Source organism: Hydrogenophaga electricum (assembly GCF_030160815.1).
Lineage (GTDB): Bacteria > Pseudomonadota > Gammaproteobacteria > Burkholderiales > Burkholderiaceae_C > Hydrogenophaga > Hydrogenophaga electricum.
In genome coordinates this window covers 167,935-184,385 of sequence record NZ_BSPB01000001.1, presented here as the reverse complement: position 1 = coordinate 184,385, position 16,451 = coordinate 167,935, and the positions used below count along the sequence as shown (strand labels likewise).

The 16,451-nt window shown below is 67.8% G+C and carries 15 protein-coding genes and 1 tRNA gene; 8 read left to right on the top strand and 8 right to left on the bottom strand.

All coding sequences use genetic code 11. The features are described from left to right. The first annotated feature begins 86 nt into the window (after positions 1–86). Positions 87–1,067 (top strand): porin, encoded by a 981-nt coding sequence (locus QQK43_RS00875; RefSeq protein ID WP_284306236.1) that lies wholly within the window; start codon positions 87–89, stop codon positions 1,065–1,067. A gap of 130 nt (positions 1,068–1,197) precedes the next feature. Here the strand turns inward: QQK43_RS00875 and QQK43_RS00870 are convergent, their stop codons facing one another. After that, on the bottom strand, positions 1,198–3,591 hold the full coding sequence (locus tag QQK43_RS00870; RefSeq protein WP_284306235.1) for a UvrD-helicase domain-containing protein: 2,394 nt from the start codon (positions 3,589–3,591) through the stop codon (positions 1,198–1,200). A 246-nt stretch (positions 3,592–3,837) separates the two neighbouring features. On the opposite strand from QQK43_RS00870, the gene QQK43_RS00865 reads away from it, so the two are divergent. After that, positions 3,838–4,815, top strand: a complete 978-nt coding sequence (locus tag QQK43_RS00865) for a GMP reductase (protein ID WP_284306234.1) — start codon at positions 3,838–3,840, stop codon at positions 4,813–4,815. A gap of 15 nt (positions 4,816–4,830) precedes the next feature. On the opposite strand, the gene QQK43_RS00860 is transcribed toward QQK43_RS00865, so the two are convergent. Continuing rightward, positions 4,831–5,709, bottom strand: a complete 879-nt coding sequence (locus QQK43_RS00860) for an alpha/beta hydrolase (protein WP_284306233.1) — start codon at positions 5,707–5,709, stop codon at positions 4,831–4,833. A gap of 79 nt (positions 5,710–5,788) precedes the next feature. Between QQK43_RS00860 and QQK43_RS00855 the strand changes: the two genes are divergently transcribed. From QQK43_RS00855 to QQK43_RS00835, 5 genes are all read left to right on the top strand, one after another. Continuing rightward, complete coding sequence (locus QQK43_RS00855) at positions 5,789–6,577, top strand: GntR family transcriptional regulator (protein ID WP_284306232.1); 789 nt, start codon at positions 5,789–5,791, stop codon at positions 6,575–6,577. 68 nt (positions 6,578–6,645) lie between these two features. Then, positions 6,646–7,539: an NAD(P)-dependent oxidoreductase gene (locus tag QQK43_RS00850; protein WP_284306231.1), complete on the top strand. Its 894-nt coding sequence runs from the start codon at positions 6,646–6,648 to the stop codon at positions 7,537–7,539. A gap of 125 nt (positions 7,540–7,664) precedes the next feature. After that, on the top strand, positions 7,665–8,477 hold the full coding sequence (locus tag QQK43_RS00845) for a motility protein A (protein WP_234263208.1): 813 nt from the start codon (positions 7,665–7,667) through the stop codon (positions 8,475–8,477). Then, a complete protein-coding gene (locus tag QQK43_RS00840; RefSeq protein WP_234263209.1) occupies positions 8,464–9,324 on the top strand; it encodes an OmpA/MotB family protein in 861 nt (286 codons plus the stop codon). The genes QQK43_RS00845 and QQK43_RS00840 overlap by 14 nt, the downstream gene beginning before the upstream one ends. Before the next feature lie 42 nt (positions 9,325–9,366). Further along, a tRNA-Ala gene (locus QQK43_RS00835) sits at positions 9,367–9,442 on the top strand. Between the two features lie 358 nt (positions 9,443–9,800). Here the strand turns inward: QQK43_RS00835 and QQK43_RS00830 are convergent. The 5 genes from QQK43_RS00830 to QQK43_RS00810 are packed head-to-tail and all read right to left on the bottom strand — an operon-like array spanning position 9,801 to position 13,926. Next, on the bottom strand, positions 9,801–10,814 hold the full coding sequence (locus QQK43_RS00830) for a Bug family tripartite tricarboxylate transporter substrate binding protein (RefSeq protein ID WP_284306223.1): 1,014 nt from the start codon (positions 10,812–10,814) through the stop codon (positions 9,801–9,803). 17 nt (positions 10,815–10,831) lie between these two features. Continuing rightward, entirely contained in the window at positions 10,832–11,629 is a 798-nt protein-coding gene (locus QQK43_RS00825; protein WP_284306222.1) for an alpha/beta fold hydrolase, read from the bottom strand. After that, positions 11,629–12,459 carry a DODA-type extradiol aromatic ring-opening family dioxygenase gene (locus tag QQK43_RS00820; protein ID WP_284306221.1) on the bottom strand — a complete coding sequence of 277 codons (831 nt, stop codon included), beginning with the start codon at positions 12,457–12,459 and terminating at the stop codon, positions 11,629–11,631. The genes QQK43_RS00825 and QQK43_RS00820 overlap by 1 nt, the downstream gene beginning before the upstream one ends. Continuing rightward, positions 12,452–12,772: a subunit of meta cleavage enzyme gene (locus QQK43_RS00815; protein ID WP_284306220.1), complete on the bottom strand. Its 321-nt coding sequence runs from the start codon at positions 12,770–12,772 to the stop codon at positions 12,452–12,454. Before QQK43_RS00815 ends, QQK43_RS00820 begins: the two co-directional genes overlap by 8 nt. Beyond that, the gene (locus tag QQK43_RS00810) at positions 12,769–13,926 is read right to left on the bottom strand and encodes an alpha/beta hydrolase family protein (RefSeq protein ID WP_284306219.1); all 1,158 of its coding nucleotides are present in this window, start codon (positions 13,924–13,926) and stop codon (positions 12,769–12,771) included. Before QQK43_RS00810 ends, QQK43_RS00815 begins: the two co-directional genes overlap by 4 nt. A 248-nt stretch (positions 13,927–14,174) precedes the next feature. Here QQK43_RS00810 and QQK43_RS00805 point away from each other — a divergent pair, with 248 nt between their 5' ends. Next, complete coding sequence (locus tag QQK43_RS00805; RefSeq protein WP_284306218.1) at positions 14,175–15,305, top strand: FAD-dependent oxidoreductase; 1,131 nt, start codon at positions 14,175–14,177, stop codon at positions 15,303–15,305. A gap of 26 nt (positions 15,306–15,331) precedes the next feature. On the opposite strand, the gene QQK43_RS00800 is transcribed toward QQK43_RS00805, so the two are convergent. Beyond that, a complete protein-coding gene (locus QQK43_RS00800) occupies positions 15,332–16,336 on the bottom strand; it encodes a helix-turn-helix domain-containing protein (RefSeq protein ID WP_284306217.1) in 1,005 nt (334 codons plus the stop codon). Positions 16,337–16,451 lie beyond the last annotated feature (115 nt).

The following is a 16,451-nucleotide window of genomic DNA, read 5'->3' as shown; positions in this document are numbered from 1 at the left end:
CGATGCAATGGGCGCACCTGCTTGCCAAGGGCATCAGGCGGAGAAAAAACCTCCACCCGTACCAACACATCCTTCAAGGAAAAAGCATGAACAAGAGCCTGATCGCTCTGGCCGTCCTGGCCGCTTCCGGCGCCGCGATGGCGCAGTCCTCCGTGACGCTGTATGGCCGCGTCGACCTGTCCGTGGGCTCCCTCAAGGAACTCGGCAAGGGCAGCGAAACCAAGATGTTCCAGGGCGGCGACGGCGGTCTGACCACCTCGCGCTGGGGCCTGCGTGGCAGCGAAGACCTGGGCGGCGGCCTCAAGGCCATCTACAAGCTGGAAAACCGCTTCAACGCCACCGACGGTTCGTCGCAAGACCCGTTCTTCAAGGGCGAATCCACGGTCGGCCTGAGTGGCGGTTTCGGTACCGTGCGCCTGGGTCGCAGCACCACGGTGTACGACGACATCCGCGCCGTGTCCTACAGCGCCAACGTGTTCGACTCGGCCTTCACGCCCGCTTCCAACGGCGTGTTCAAGTCGGGTGGCGACTACAACAGCCGCTTCAACAACATGATCAGCTACGAAACCCCCTCCTTCGGTGGTTTCTACGCCGGCCTGAACCACGCGCTGGACAACGACAGCACCAAGAACGAAACCATGACCGCGCTGAAGGCCGGCTACAAGAACGGCCCGCTGCACGCCGCTCTGGGCTACCAGAACGAGCGCAAGACCGACGACAAGTACGTCGCCCTGTCCGGCGCCTACGACCTGGGTGCCGCCTCGATCTCGGCCGGCTACAACCAGCGCAACGGTACCGATGCCAACGGCGATGACACCGAATTCACCGTCGGCGTGAACGTGCCGCTGGGCGCCGTGAACCTGTCGGCCGGCTACGCCAACAGCAAGACCGAAAAGGGTGGCGCCACGTCGTCCAAGTCGTCGGGCTTCGGTCTGGGCGCCACCTACTCGCTGTCCAAGCGCACCCGCCTGTACGGCGGCTACCGCACCCACGAAGTCAAGAACGGCGCCGGCACCAAGACGGCCGACACCCGCCTGTTCGCCCTCGGCATCCGCCACGACTTCTGATCACCAGCCCGGGCGCTGCCCGGGCCGCGGTTCCTTCGTTTCTCCAAGGTTGCACGCGGGCCTCGCGCCCGCACTCAGAGATCGTGCAGCTTTTTCATGCCGCCGGTGGCTCGCGCCACGGGCGGCTTTTTTATGCGTCCACGGGCGTGAGCTTGGCCACGCTCAGCGCCAGCCACTTCACGCCATGGCGGTTGAAGCTGACCTGGGCCCGGGCGTCGGGGCCCGCCCCTTCGATGGCCAGCACCTTGCCCTCGCCGAACTTGTTGTGGAAGACCTTCTGCCCGGCCCGCAGGTCGACGCCGCGGTCGGGCTCCGGCGCCTTGGGTGCTGGCGCCCGGTCGGCCGCGGCCAGCCATCCCGGCGTCCAGGCCGGCTGCGCCCCTGCCCCGGCCGCCCCGCGGCCTCCGCCCTGCCAGCCACCGGCCGACAGGCCCTGGCGGGCTTGCGGCGGCGTGAGCCACTTCAGCGCGTCTTCGGGCAGTTCGTCAAAAAAGCGGCTGCGCAGGTTGTAACGCGTCTGGCCGTGCAGCAGCCGGGTCTGCGCATGGGCCAGGTACAGGCGCTGGCGCGCCCGCGTGATGGCGACGTACATCAGGCGGCGCTCTTCCTCCAGCCCGTCGCGGTCGCTCATGGCGTTTTCGTGCGGGAACAGCCCTTCTTCCAGGCCGGTGATGAACACGGCGTGGAATTCAAGCCCCTTGGCCGCGTGCACCGTCATGAGCTGCACCGCATCCTGCCCGGCCTGGGCCTGGTTGTCGCCGGACTCCAGCGCGGCATGCGTCAGGAACGCGGCCAGCGGGCTGAGCGTTTCGCCGGTGTCGGGCACCACGGCCGGCAGCGGCTCGTCGACCAGAGGCTGACTCATGTCGAGCCCCTGGCTCGCCGGGCTCTGCGTCAGCGGTGCGCCCAGCTCGTCCACCGGCAAGGCCACCGCGTCGCGGCCAAAACCTTCCTGCATCACGAAGCTCTCGGCCGCGTTGACCAGCTCCTCCAGGTTCTCGACCCGGTCTTCGCCTTCGCGCTCCTGGCGGAAATGTTCGACCAGACCGCTGCGGTCGAGCACCAGCTCGATGATTTCCTTCAAGGTCATGCCCTGCGTCTTTTCACGCATCACGTCCAGCAGGGCGACGAAGTGGCCGATGGCGGTGCCGGCGCGACCGGTGACGCCGCTGGCCGCGTCGTGCAGCGAACAGCCGCTCGCGCGCGCCACGTCCTGCAACTGCTCGACGCTGCGCGCCCCGATGCCGCGCGGCGGGAAGTTCACCACGCGCAGGACGCTGTTGTCGTCGTGCGGGTTCTCCAGCAGACGCAGGTAGGCCAGCGCGTGCTTGATTTCAGCGCGCTCGAAGAAGCGCAGCCCGCCGTACACGCGGTAGGGCATGCCGGCGTTGAACAGCGCGGTTTCCATCACGCGGCTTTGCGCGTTGCTGCGGTAGAGCACGGCCATCTCGCTGCGCGCCATGCCCTCGCGCTCGAGTTGCTTCATCTCGTCGACCACCCAGCGCGCTTCGTCGAAGTCGCTGGGCGCCTCGTACACACGCACCGGCTCGCCCGCGCCCGCATCCGTGCGCAGGTTCTTGCCCAGGCGCCGGCTGTTGTGGCCGATCAGCTCGTTGGCCGCGTTGAGGATGTTGCTGCAGCTGCGGTAGTTCTGCTCCAGCTTGATCTGGTGCCGGACCTGGAACTCGCGCACGAAGTCGGCCATGTTGCCCACGCGCGCGCCGCGGAAAGCGTAGATGCTCTGGTCGTCGTCGCCCACGGCGAAGACCGCATTGCCCGAGGGCGGCAGCCCTTCGAGCGGCGGCGCCGAAAACATCTTGAGCCAGGCGTATTGCAGGCGGTTGGTGTCCTGGAACTCGTCGATCAGGATGTGCCTGAAGCGCCGCTGGTAATGCACGCGCACCGGGTCGTTGTCGCGCAGCACTTCGTACGAACGCAGCATCAGCTCGCCGAAATCGACCACGCCCTCGCGCTGACACTGCTCTTCATACAGCTGGTAGATCTCGACCTTGCGGCGCGTCTCGTCGTCGCGCACCACCACGTCGCGCGGGCGCTGCCCGTCTTCCTTGCAGCCGCTGATGAACCACTGCAACTGCTTCGGGGGAAAGCGCTCGTCGTCCACGTTGTGCTGCTTGCACAGGCGCTTGATGGCCGAGAGCTGGTCCTGCGTGTCCAGGATCTGGAACGTGGCCGGCAAGCCCGCCGCCTGGTGGTGCGCGCGCAGAAAGCGGTTGCACAGGCCGTGGAAGGTGCCGATCCACATGCCGCGCACGTTGACCGGCAGCATGGCCGTCAGGCGGGTCATCATCTCCTTGGCCGCCTTGTTGGTGAAGGTCACGGCCATGATGCCGCCGGGCGAAACCTGCCCGCTCTGCAGCAGCCAGGCGATGCGGGTGGTCAGCACCCGGGTCTTGCCCGAGCCGGCGCCCGCCAGGATGAGGGCGTGTTCGGCCGGCAGGGTGACGGCGGCGGCCTGCTCGGGGTTGAGGCCGACGAGCAGCGGGGAGGGATCTTCAAACAGCATCGGGCGATTGTAGAAAGCCGCTCCACCCCCCGATAGCGACCACCTCCCGCCATATGGCCTTTCGTATACCGGGCATATGCGCGGTGCCCGCCCCCAGGCGGACGCATCCGGCCTAGAATCAATCACCGGGCCCAAGCAATTGCGCCCGGTTTCTTTTTTCCACCCCCGGAATCAAGGGCCGGCCAGTTCCAAGCGCCTTTTCATCAACCCACCTCCCGAAACGGTCGAGGTGACTGAAAGGCCCACATGGAAATCTTCGACTACGACAACATCCTGCTGCTGCCGCGCAAGTGCCGCGTGGAAAGCCGCAGCGAGTGCGACCCTGGCATCGAATTCGGCGGCCGGCGCTTCAAGCTGCCGGTGGTGCCGGCCAACATGAAGACGGTGCTGGACGAGTCCATCAGCGAATGGCTGGCCGCCAACGGTTATTTCTACGTCATGCACCGCTTCGACCTGGACAACGTGGCCTACGCGAAGCGCATGCGCGAGAAGGGCCTGTTCGTCTCCATCAGCTCGGGCGTGAAGGCGCCGGACTACGAGGTCATCGACCGCCTGGCCGCCGACGGTGTGGGCGCGGACTACATCACCATCGACATCGCGCACGGCCACGCCGAGAGCGTGCGCCTGATGATCGAGCACATCAAGAAAACACTGCCCCAGGCCTTCGTGATCGCCGGCAACGTGGCCACGCCCGAAGCCGTGATCGACCTGGAAAACTGGGGCGCCGACGCGACCAAGGTCGGCGTGGGCCCGGGCAAGGTCTGCATCACCAAGCTCAAGACCGGTTTCGGCACCGGCGGCTGGCAGCTGTCGGCGCTCAAGTGGTGCGCGCGCGTGGCGACCAAACCCATCATCGCCGACGGCGGCATCCGCCACCACGGCGACATCGCCAAGAGCGTGCGCTTTGGCGCCACGATGGTGATGATCGGCTCGCTGTTCGCCGGCCACGAGGAATCCCCCGGCCAGACGGTCGAGGTCGACGGCAAGCGCTACAAGGAGTACTACGGCTCGGCCAGCGACTTCAACAAGGGCGAGTACAAGCACGTGGAGGGCAAGCGCATTCTGGAGCCCATCAAGGGCCACCTGGCCGACACGCTGCGCGAGATGCAGGAAGACGTGCAGAGCTCGATCAGCTACGCCGGCGGCACCCAGCTGAGCGACCTGAAGAAGGTGAACTACGTGATCCTCGGCGGCGAGAACGCCGGCGAACACCTGTTCATGTGAGCACGGCCCGGCCGCTCAGATCCCGAGCAACTGGCGGGCCAGCCGGTGCAGGCGGTGGCGCGGCTGCACCAGCGCTTCCAGCACGCTGAAGTGGTTCAGCCCGGGCAGCGCTTCGCAGACCGGCACGGCCGCCGCCCCCCAGGCCTGGCGCATCAGGGTGTTCTGGCGCAGGAACTCATCGCTTTCGGCCCCGCCAGCCACGCACGACAGCGCTCCCCGGTCAGACGGGGCCGCCGGGGCGGGAAACCGCGCCGGGCTCGCCTGCGCCACCTGGGCGGGTGTCAGGCGCAGCGCATCGCGCAAAAACGGGGTGTGGCGCAAGGGCTCCAGTTCGTACAGGCCCGAGATCGCCAGCGCGTTTTTCACCAGCGCCGGTGGCAGATCGCTGCGCCATTGGGGCCACAGAGCCGCCAGCAGCATCGCCGCCAGGTGCCCGCCGGCCGAGTGCCCGACGACGGTGATGCGGTCGGGATCACCGCCGTGGGTGGCGATGTGGTCCCAGGTCCAGACCAGCGCCTTGACCATCTGCAGCGCGATGTCGGGCACCGTCACCGCCGGGCACAACGCGTAGTTGGGCACCACGACCACCGCCCCCCGCTGCACGAACGGCGGCGCCACAAAACTGTGATCGCGCTTGTCCAGGCTGCGCCAGTAACCCCCATGAATGAAGAGCAGCACCGGCGCCAGCGGCCGATCGGCCTGGCGCGGTGGCAGAAACAGGTCGAGCGTCTCGCCACTGCCATGGCCATAGGCCACATCGGGCAGGCACACCAGACGCTGCCGCGCCTCGGCCGAGACACTGGCCCAGTGCGCCAGATGCTCGGCATGCGCAGGCACCAGCGCACGGTTGTTGTACTGGGCGTCCAGCCAGGCGGTGTCGGTTCGGGCATTCATGCCGGCGATTTTGGCACGCACGGGCCACGGGGCGGCTCAGGGCGGGCCATAATGGATTCTGAATTCAGAATCCCGAACTATGCCCACCGCCCCGCTGCGCCCCGCATCCCCGCCCGACCTCGTCGAGCAGGTCTACCAGGCCTTGCTGGAAGCCATCAGCGACGGCACGCTGCCGCCGGGCAAGCGCCTGACCCAGGAAGACCTGGCGAGCTGGCTGGCGGTGTCGCGCCAGCCGGTCACCCTCGCCCTTCGCCGGCTGAAACAGGATGGTCTGGTGCAGGCCGCCCCGCTGGCGCACGGAGCGGCCGGGCGCACACGCGGGCTGCAGGTCAGCCCCCTGGACCCCGAACAGGTCGCGCGCGTGCACCAGGTGCGCAGCGCCCTGGATGCGCTGGCGGTGCAGTTGGCAGCGCAGCGCCGAGCCGACATGGACCCGGCCCTGTTCATCCGCGGGCGCGCGGCGGTGGCGCGTGGCGACGTGCGCGCCATGATCGCGGCCGACCTCGACTATCACCGCGCGCTCTATCAGGCCTCGGGCAATCCCCTGATCGAACAGAGCGCCCTGCTGCACTGGCACCACATCCGCCGCGCCATGGCGCTGGTGCTGCGCACCCATCCCCTGCGGGCGTCCGTATGGGATGAACACGCAGCCATCGCGGCCGCCATCGCCGCTGGCGACGCCGCACACGCCGAGGCCCTGATGCGCGAACACGGCCAGCAGGCGCGCGAACGCCTGTTCAACCGCCTGGCCACCCTGGCACCGACATCGACACCCCCTGACGACGGCAGGTCCGGCAGTCCCCAAGAGGCTGCCGGACAGTCCCCCGCCGCGCCTGCGAACCAGGCCCGGACCCTGTCAAAGACCTGACCGCCCACCCCCGCGGTCGCCCACCCCCTCCTACAATTTTTTCGGCCTCCCGGCCTTTCCGAGACATCGTGAACGACTCTTCCTCTCCGCCTCCAACCGTCGCCGTGCTGGGCATCGGCATGATGGGTTTTCCCATGGCCCGCCGCCTGTGCGAAGCCGGGCTTACCGTACACGCCTGGAACCGCTCGCGCGACAAGACCGAACGGCTGCAACCGCTCGGCGCCCATGTGCACGACACCCCGGCCCAGGCGGTCGCGCAGGCCGACATCGTGATCACCCTGCTGCAGGACGGCCTCGCGGTCGAAGACGTGCTGTTCCACCAAGGCGCCGCCCACGGCCTGCGCCCCGGCTCGCTGCTGGTGGACATGTCTTCCATCCAGCCCCGCCAGGCGCGCGACCACGCCGCCCGGCTCGCGGCGCTGCAAGTGCGCCACCTGGACGCCCCGGTCTCCGGGGGCACGGTCGGAGCGGAGGCCGGCACGCTGGCCATCATGGCTGGGGGCCGCGCCGCCGACTTCGAGCGGGCGCAACCCGTGCTGGCCCTGCTGGGGCGCGCCACCCACGTCGGCCCCACCGGCGCCGGGCAACTGGCCAAGCTGGCCAACCAGATGATTGTGGGCATCACCATCGGCGCCGTGGCCGAGGCCCTGCTGCTGTGCGAAAAAGGCGGCGCCGACATGGGCAAGGTGCGCCAGGCCATCGCCGGGGGCTTCGCCGACAGCCGCATCCTGCAGGTGCATGGGCAGCGCATGGTCGAACGCGACTTCGACAAGCGCGCGGCCATCGCCGTGCAGCTCAAGGACATGCGCAACGCCCTGAGCACAGCGCAGGAAATCGGATTCGATGCGCCCATCACCGCCCTGTTCGAGCAGCTTTTTGCCGACGCGGTCGACCACGGCCTGGCCGAACTGGACCATTCGGGCCTGTTCGTCGAACTCGCCAGCCGCAACGGCCTGTGCTGAGCCAAGCAGGGCAGCCGCTCTGAACGCATAAGCCGGGCTTTGACCCGGCTTTTCTTCGCCTTGCCGCCCCACCAAGCCGCCAGAATCGGCTGGAGCCGGGGCTGTACCCGCACGGAGATACCCGATTGAATCCGTCCACCCTCATCGGCATGATCGCCAGCGTGGTGCTCATGGCGGTGATCCTGCTGTTTGCGGTCGATGACCCGCTGCGTTTCATTGATGCGCCCAGCATCGCCATCGTGCTCGGTGGCACGCTCGCAGCCACCTTCCTGAGCTATCCGCTGCGCGAGGTGTTGCGCGTGTTCCAGCTCGTGGGCAAGGTCATCCGCCAGGAACGCATCGACACCAAACTGCACATCGAAGAGCTGGTGGTGATCTCGCGCCTGTGGATGCAGGGCGACCTTCAGGCCGTCGAACGCGCCCTGGCACAAATCCAGAACCCCTTCCTGCGCACCGGCGTGCAGCTCGTCATCGACCATACGCCCGAAGACGAAATCATCGACCTGCTGCAATGGCGCATCGCCCACATGCGTTCGCGCGAAGCCGCCGAGGCCCAGATCTTCCGCCTCATGGCCACCTACGCGCCAGCCTTCGGCATGCTCGGCACCCTGCTCGGCCTCATCAACCTGATGGAGCTGATCGGCGCGGGCGACATGAAGGCCATCGGCCAGCAACTGGCGATCGCCCTCATCACCACCTTCTACGGCATCCTGCTGGCCAACCTGGTGTTCAAGCCGATTGCGGTCAAGCTCGAACGCCGCACCGAGCAGCGCCTGGTGCTGATGAACATGGTGCTCGAAGGCATCTCGCTCATGCACGCCGGCCGCAGCCCTGCGCTGATGCGCGAAACCCTCAAGGCCTTCGTGGCGCAGTACGACGACGAAATCTACGACGGCAAGCCCGAACGGCCGGCCAAGCCTTCGCATGGCCATCGCTGAAACATCGCCGCCTGCTGCACCGGCACCGCGCCGCCCGACACCGGCGCGCGTCTCCACCCAGTCGGGCCGGTACCGCCGCTGGCACATGGAGGAGCGCCATGAAACCGAAGAAGAGGGCTGGCTGCTCACCTACCTGGATGTCATCACGCTGATGCTGGTGGTGATGGTCGTCATGCTGGCTTTTTCCGGACCACCCCAGTCCCACCTGCCCTCCACCGAGAGTCCCGACACCGTCACCGCGGCCACGACCGCCTCGCCGACCTCCACGCCCAGTAGCGCTGCGAACGAAGCCAGCACCAGCAACCCGCTGAACGCCGCCACCACGGCGGGCACAGGCACACCCAGCATCGTGCCACCACTGCCCCTGCCCGTGCCTCAGAGCGGGCCCACCGCTCCCGCCGCACCGCCGCCGCCGTCCCCGCTGGACCAGCTCGGACGCGACGTGGAGGTGCTGCGCTCGGAACAGGGCGTGCGCCTGCGCATCAACAGCGAGCTGCTGTTCCCGTCAGGCACGGCAAGTCTCGGCGAAAGCGGGCGTCAGGCGCTGAGCCAGATCCTGCCCGCCCTCAAAGCCGAGCCCCTGATGCGCCTGACGGTAGAAGGCCACACGGACAGCACCCCGATCCACACCGAGCGCTTTCCGTCCAACTGGGAGCTGTCGGCCAGCCGGGCTGCCGCCGTGGCCCGATACCTCATCGACCAAGGCATCGCCCCCCAACACATCGAAGCGACCGGCTACGCCGACACCCGCCCGATCGCAGCCAAGGAAAACCCGGTCGACCGCGCCCGCAACCGCCGTGTGGAACTGGTGCTCGAAACCCCGAAGCCCGCGACTCCGTCACGTTGAAGCACCCCGAAGGCGTCCACCTTTGATAAGATCCGGCGTTGTGGGGACGTAGCTCAGCTGGGAGAGCGTCGCGTTCGCAATGCGAAGGTCGGGAGTTCGATCCTCCTCGTCTCCACCATGTGAATTTCCAGGGAAGTCCCAAGACGTCCCAACAAACTCAAAGAGCCCTTGGGAATCAACGCCTTGGGGCTTTTTTCTTGCCCGGAACTTGCCCGGAAAGCCGGGGGTGCCCACCTTCGCCTCACACGACCGGCCGCTCTGCTACGAACGCCACGGCCAGGCCCCGGCACTCATCGTCCTGCACAGTGCCGGCGCCTACCAAGGAACTGCGGCATACGAGGCCAGTTCGGGGCCGTGCATCCAGGCCAGGAAGGGCCCGCTGAGGTCGCCCCGAGGGCCATGATGGAGTGGTACACCACTTGCTGCGGAGGGTCCAGCCGGTCCACGTCCGTCAAGGCAAGGTGCGACTTCATGCCTCAGGTGGTGGTGGCGGTGAAGTTGAAGGACTTCACGATAGGTCGCCATTTTTCAATGTCCGCCTTGAGCCGGGCACCCAGATCGGCAGAACTGGTCCAGCGCAGTTCCAGGCCACGCTCTTCCATGGCTTTGACCAGCGCCGGGTTGCCCAGCGCCGACTTGAGCGCTGCGTTCAGGGCGTCGACCCTGGCCGCTGGGGTGTTGACCGGGAGGAAGAAGCCGAACCAGTCGTCCAGCACGACCTCTTTGAATCCCTGTTCCACAAAGGTGGCCACCGTGGGGGCAAAGCGGCTGCGTTTCTCGCCCGTGGTGGCCAGCAGGCGGCACTTGCCGCCGGCCACGAACGGAAGAAAGTCGCCCAGGGGCGCGCACACGGCAGCGATCTGGCCACCGACCATGTCCTGAATCGCAGGCAGAGTGCCACGGAAGGGCACATGGGTGAGCTCAGCGCCGGCCGAGCGGGCCGCCATGCCGCCCGCGAAGTGGGGCGTGGAGCCGGCAGCGGGCGAACCGAAGTTGGCCGCACCCGGGTTCTGCTTGCACCATTTGAAAAAGTCGGCCATGGTGGTCACGCTGGCGGGCACCAGGGGACCGACCGCGAACGCCAGATCGAACACCCCGCCCATGGACACCGGGACGAAGTCCGCCACCGGGTCATAGGGGAGCTTGGCGTAGGTGTGTGGAAAGATGCCCATCATGGGCATGGGGGTCATCAGAATGGTGTTGCCATCTGGCGCAGCGGCCTTCACCGTCGACACCGCGATCTGGCTGGCCGCCCCCACCTTGTTCTCGACCAAGACAGTGCGCGCATAGCCCGGAGCGATGGCCTCGGCCACGCGGCGCGCAAACAGGTCGACCAAGGTGCCGGGCGGTGGCCCGACGACGATCCGAGCCAGCTCGGACGGCGCTGAGGCACCTTGCGCTCGCGCCCAGGGCAGGCCGCTGGCCGAGGCGAGTGTGGCCGCCGCCAGTTGCAGGCAGCGGCGGCGGGAAGGGATATGGGACTGTGTCATGGTGGTCTCCGTTGGTGTTATGGGGAAGCAGGGGAATCCAGCGATTGCACGAGAAAGGCGCCCACGGTTTCCGTGAACGCCAGAGGCAGTTGCACGTTGCCGATGTGGCCAGCCCCGGGCAGCATGGTCAGGGTGGCATGGGGCAGCCGGTCGGACATCAGCCGGGCCAGCGCGGGCGAAGCGGCCGCGTCCCGCTCGCCGGCCACCACCAGGGTGGGCGCGGTGATGCCGTGCAACTGGTCGAGGTGGTCCAGCCGCTGGATCGCGCCGATGGCCGCTGCGTAGCCGTCGAAAGGGGTGGACGCAATCTGCTCCGCGACCCATTGCAGCGTCATGGGTGCCGACGCCGCGAAGTCGGGTGGGAACCAGCGGCCCAGGATGGCCGGAACCTGCGCGGCCATGCCTTCGTCGGCCGCCTGTTGCAGCCGGGAGCTCCACAGGTCGCGGATGGTGGACTCTGTACGGGCGCTGGTGTGCGCCAGCACCAGGGCCTGGGTGCGCTCGGGCCAGGCGAGCGCAAAGGCCTGAGCCACCATGCCGCCCAACGACAGCCCGACCAGGGCCGCGCGGTCCACCCCCAGGGCGTCGAGGACATGACGGACCTCAGCGGCGTATTGGCTCAGGGTGGTGACGTCGGGCAGCACCGGGCTGTGCCCGTGTCCGGGCAGGTCGACGCAGACCACCTGGAACCGGGTGGTCCACGCGGGCAACTGCGGAAGCCAGAGAGCACTGTGGGTGACCAGGGGATGCAACAACACGACCACGGGCGCGTCGTCCGGCCCATGCACGCTGTGAAAAAGGCGGGGAGCGCTCATCACACGCCCCCGGTGCGCCAGCGGCCGAGACCGATGCCGGTGTACCAGGCCGGCACGGCCTTGTAGTACAGGGTGTCGAAGGCGCCGCCGTCGGCCACGCCATGGGCCACCAGCCAGGTGCGCACTTCCTCGGCGCCGTTGCCGGCCTCGTGCACGCGGTGGGTCGCGTGGTCCAGCAGGCGGGCGTCGTCGCCCGCGGCCAGCAGGCGCAGGAACTCGCGGTCGAAGGCTTCGTTCACCAGGCCCATGCGGGGGGTGGCGATGTCGTGGCTCAGGCCGCCGGTGGCCAGCACGGACACCCGTTCGCAGCCGCCGTAGCTGCGCAGCGCCTGGCCCAGCAGGCGGCCCCACTGCAGCGCGCGCTTCATGGGCGGCAGCGGGGGCTGCACGCAGTTGATCAGCACCGGCACCACCACCACTTCGCGGGCGATGCCCGCCAGGTGCAGCGGCGCGAGCGTGCCGTGGTCGAGGGTCAGCGCCATCGAGAAGGCAGGGTCGAAGCCGCCGTCGAGCGCGCTGGTGATGAGGTGCCCGCCCAGCTGCACGTCGCCACGCAGTTCGTGCTGGTCAATCTTGAGCCAGTGCTCCACCGGCGACTTCCAGGATGCCGCGGCGCCGATGCAGACCGCCGGCAGGTTGTCCAGGAAGAAGTTGTGCACATGGTCGTCCGAGACCACGACCACGGCGTCCGGACGGGCCTGCCGGATCTCTTCGCCCACCTGCCGGAAGCCGGCAAAGATGCGCTCGCGATCTTCGTCCGGTATGGCACCCGGGAAGTTGATCATCACCGGCGTGTGGCTGGTGGCGTGCACCGAGACAATCTCAGCCATGGGAGACCTCCCCAGTCGAATCGTGGACCACCGCGCGCAGCGAGTCCAAGAACGCGGCCTCGGAAATCCGCAAGCCCAGGCAGTGCGCGCGCAGCAGCAAGGGGTTGACGCCCGCGAGGTACATGGCGCCGATGTCGTTGTCACGAATCGCGGCCTTCATGGCGGCGGCCAGCGGCACCTCGGCCATGTAGGCATCGGGGTCGGCCTTGTAGCGTTGCAGGTGGCTGTCAACGTGGTGGATGTCGTAGAGCACGCGATTCATCCAGTAGGCCTCGGCCGTCGGCATGATCTGGCGCCAGTTGCTCTGCGTCATGTGCTGCCCTTCTGGCGCAGTTGCCGCTCCAGCCAGTCCACGATGGTGGGCAGGGTCATGGGTGTCAGACCCATGTGCCCGCCGGGGAACATGCGAACCGACTTGGGCCAGCCGTGGTCGAGCAGCAGGTGGATGTCGGCCACCGGGCACTGCTTGTCCTCCTTGCCGTTGACCAGCAGCAGCGGTGCGCAGGGCCGGTCCAGCAGGCCCTGATCGAGCAGCGAGAGCCGCCCGAAGCCGGCGACGTATTCGTCGTCGTTGGTGGCGCCCAGCATGCGGCTGCGGGTTTCGACCAGCTCCATCAGATAGCTGTCCGGGTAGCGCGAGGCCTGCACCCACTCAGGCTGAAACATGTGGTGCACACCGCCACCCCAGTTGACCGCGCCGGCCAGGGCATCCGGCAGCAGGTGCGCGAGTTTGGTGGCCCAGTAGCCGCCGAAGGAACGGCCGAGAACAGCGGGTTTGGCGCCGTCGAGGTCGGGCTGCGCAGCGATCCATTGCAGCGCGGTGATGAACTGGCGTTCGGCGTCCGGCACGCCTTTGACGGGCGACTCCCCGGTGCCGGCGTTGTCCATGGCCACGGTGGCCACGCCCCGGGCCAGCAAGGCGTCGCAGGCGGCGGTCATCTGCTCCTTGCAGGCGTCGACACCACCCCACATCAGCACCACGGGCGGGCGCGTCACGCCCACCGGTTTGCGCACCAGCACCACCACCCGCGCCCCCTCACCGGCGTGACCGGCAAAGGGGATCTCGACGCGCTCGATGGGTTCGCGCCAGTGGCGGCTAACGGCCAGGTAGGTCTCGCGCTCGGCGACCGCGCAGCGCTCCTTCGCGGGGTGATTGGGGCAAGGAAACCGCCCCATGAAGAAAAGCCCGCTGGCTTTCTGGTACAGGGCCGCAGCCCGGCCGGCGTCGCCGGCCTGTTCGGCCTGGGCGGCCTCGCTGCGCACGCGCTCGCCCAGACCAAACCAATAGCCACCCCAGGTGGCGCCGTCCAGACCGGGCACGCCGTCGATGAAGGCGGGGCCGTCGTCCAGGTCGAGGGCGTTCATCGGATGAAAGCGGGAGGCCAACCGCTGGTGCATCCACCGTTTGGACTCGTCGAGGGTCTTGGGGCGGTCGGCAACATCAGCGACCGGTGCAGCGTGGCTCAAGGCGGGAACTCCTGTGGTGGGGCAAGGCGGTCTTGCGGGAACTGGCAGGAGGGATCGTAGGAAAAAGAAACCCACGATGTTGTTCTGTCCGTGTAGCGCCATTTGACTGGGCCTGCGATGCGTTTTGCCTGGGATGGCGACAGGCCCCGGGTCGCATTGACGGCCCTTGTTCAGCCCACGCCTAATGCCCGCATCGGCTCCCGATCCGGGCAGCCCGGCCACTTGTCTGCATCCATTTTTCGAACACCATGAACACCTCATCCAAGCGCAGGGCCTTGATCGTTGGCGGCGGCATCGCGGGCATGTCCACCGCCATCACGCTGAGAAAGATCGGCATGGCCGTGGACCTGATCGACCTGGACCCGCAGTGGCGGGTGTACGGCGCGGGGATTTCAATCACCGGCCCCACGCTGCGCGCCTTCGGGGCGCTGGGCATCCTCGACGCCGTGCGGCGCGAAGGCTTCACCGGCGACGGCATCCAGGTCTGCGATGCGCAAGGCGCACCCTCGCACGTGGTGCCCACGCCCATCGTGGCCGATGATGACGTGCCCGGCTCGGGCGGGATCATGCGCCCGGTCCTGCACCGCATCCTGTCCGAGAAGACCCTGGCCAGCGGCGCGCAGGTGCGCCTGGGCCTGACGGTGGACCGGCTGGACTCGGACGTCGACGGGATAACGGCCTGCCTGTCCGACGGGACCTCGGGACGGTACGACATGGCGGTGGGCGCGGACGGGGTGTTTTCCAAAGTCCGGCGCCTGCTGTTTCCCGAAGCGCCCGGGCCGGTCTACACCGGCCAGTGTGTCTGGCGCGTGACCGTGCCGCGCCCGCCTGAGGTGGAGCGCCGCATGTTCTTTCTCGGCGGGCCGCTGAAGGTCGGGCTCACGCCGGTGTCGCGCGACGAGATGTACATGTTCGTGCTGGAGACGGGGCCAAAGCGCCCCCCCATGCCAGACGATCAGTTGCCGGGCGAACTCCAGCGCCTGCTGGCCGGTTACGGCGGCGTGCTGCGGAACGTTCGCGAGGGTTTGAATCCGTCGTCCCACGTGGTGCTGAGACCGCTGGAGGGCTTCCTGCTGCCGCGCCCCTGGGAAAGAGGCCGCGCCATCCTCATCGGCGATGCGGCGCACCCGACCACCCCGCACCTGGCCTCGGGCGCGGGCATGGCGGTGGAGGACGCCCTGGTGCTGGGCGAAGAGCTGGCCCGAAACGGATCGGTCGAGGCGGCCTTCGAGGGCTTCATGAACCGGCGCTACGAGCGCTGCCGCCTGGTGGTGGAGAACTCGCTGGAGATCGGGCGGCGCGAGCAGTCTCGTGCGCCGATGCATGAGCAGGCCGAGTTGGTGGAGCGCTCGCTGCGCATCCTCGCAGAGCCCATCTGAGGCCTGCGAGCCGGGACCGCCACCGCTCAGTGGCGAATGGCCGGAACCGCGTCTGCCAGCGCCCGGGACCGACGGAACTCTCGCGGGCCGATGCCGAATTCGGCCTTGAAAGCTCGACTGAAATGCGACACATTGCTGAAGCCCCAGGCGTAAGCAATCTCGCCGATGGACCGGGACCGCAGGGCCGACGCCGACAGGTCGCGGCGGCACAGGGCCAGGCGCTGTTTCCACACCGACTTCATCAGCGTGTGGCCGCCCGGCTCGTCGAAAAGCTCGTACACATGGCGCGGCGACAGGCCGACACCCCGCGCGATGGACAGCGCGCTGAGCTGGCTGTCCCAGAGGTGATCGCGCACATAGGCCAGGATGCGCTGGCGGTGCAGCGTCTTCAGCCGCGTGGGGGAAGAATCCGTTTCATCCAGCAACGTGCGTAGCGCGGGCGCCAGCAGGCGGGGCAAGGCCTCGGCAATGTCGTCGGCCGTGTCTTCGCCGATGTCGGGCACCATGGCGAACAACTGGTCCAGCAGGCCTGTGAACAGCGCGCCGGTCTTCACGCCGGGCCGGATGGCGCGCGCCGTCAGCATGTCCCAGTGCGGCAGCACCTGGCGCAGGGCCTGGGGCTCCAGATAAACCGAATGCACCTCGCTGTCGGTGGTCTGGATGTGGAAGGGCCGCGATGGGTCGATCACAAAAAAATCACCCGCCTCGACACGGCTCTCGCGGTCACCTTGCGCCACCACGGCGGCCCCCTGCCGGTGGTACGACACCAGCAACCGGGACTCGCTCGCGTTCCGGGTCCGGGTGGACACCGTGGAATGGGCCGAGAACCGCAGTGCAGCAAAACGGAGTTTGCGACCGAAGTAGCCCTGCACCTCCGCCGTCAAGGGCGTGGTAGGCGGGCTGCTGATGGCCAGGTGCATGGCGAAGGTGGACTGCATCTCCTGCTGGAACCGCTGAGCCCGAAGTGGCTCAGGGGTACTGTCCATCGTGAAATGACAGGCTTTGCCGGGCACGGCGGTGGCGGTTTTCATGTTGTCTCCAACGGGTCTTCTGTGCGCTGGGACCCGATGAGACATTAAAACCCGATCGGCAAAACCAGACCGACAAACGGGTTGTGCAACGCGCCCCTCCCGAACGAACCTATGC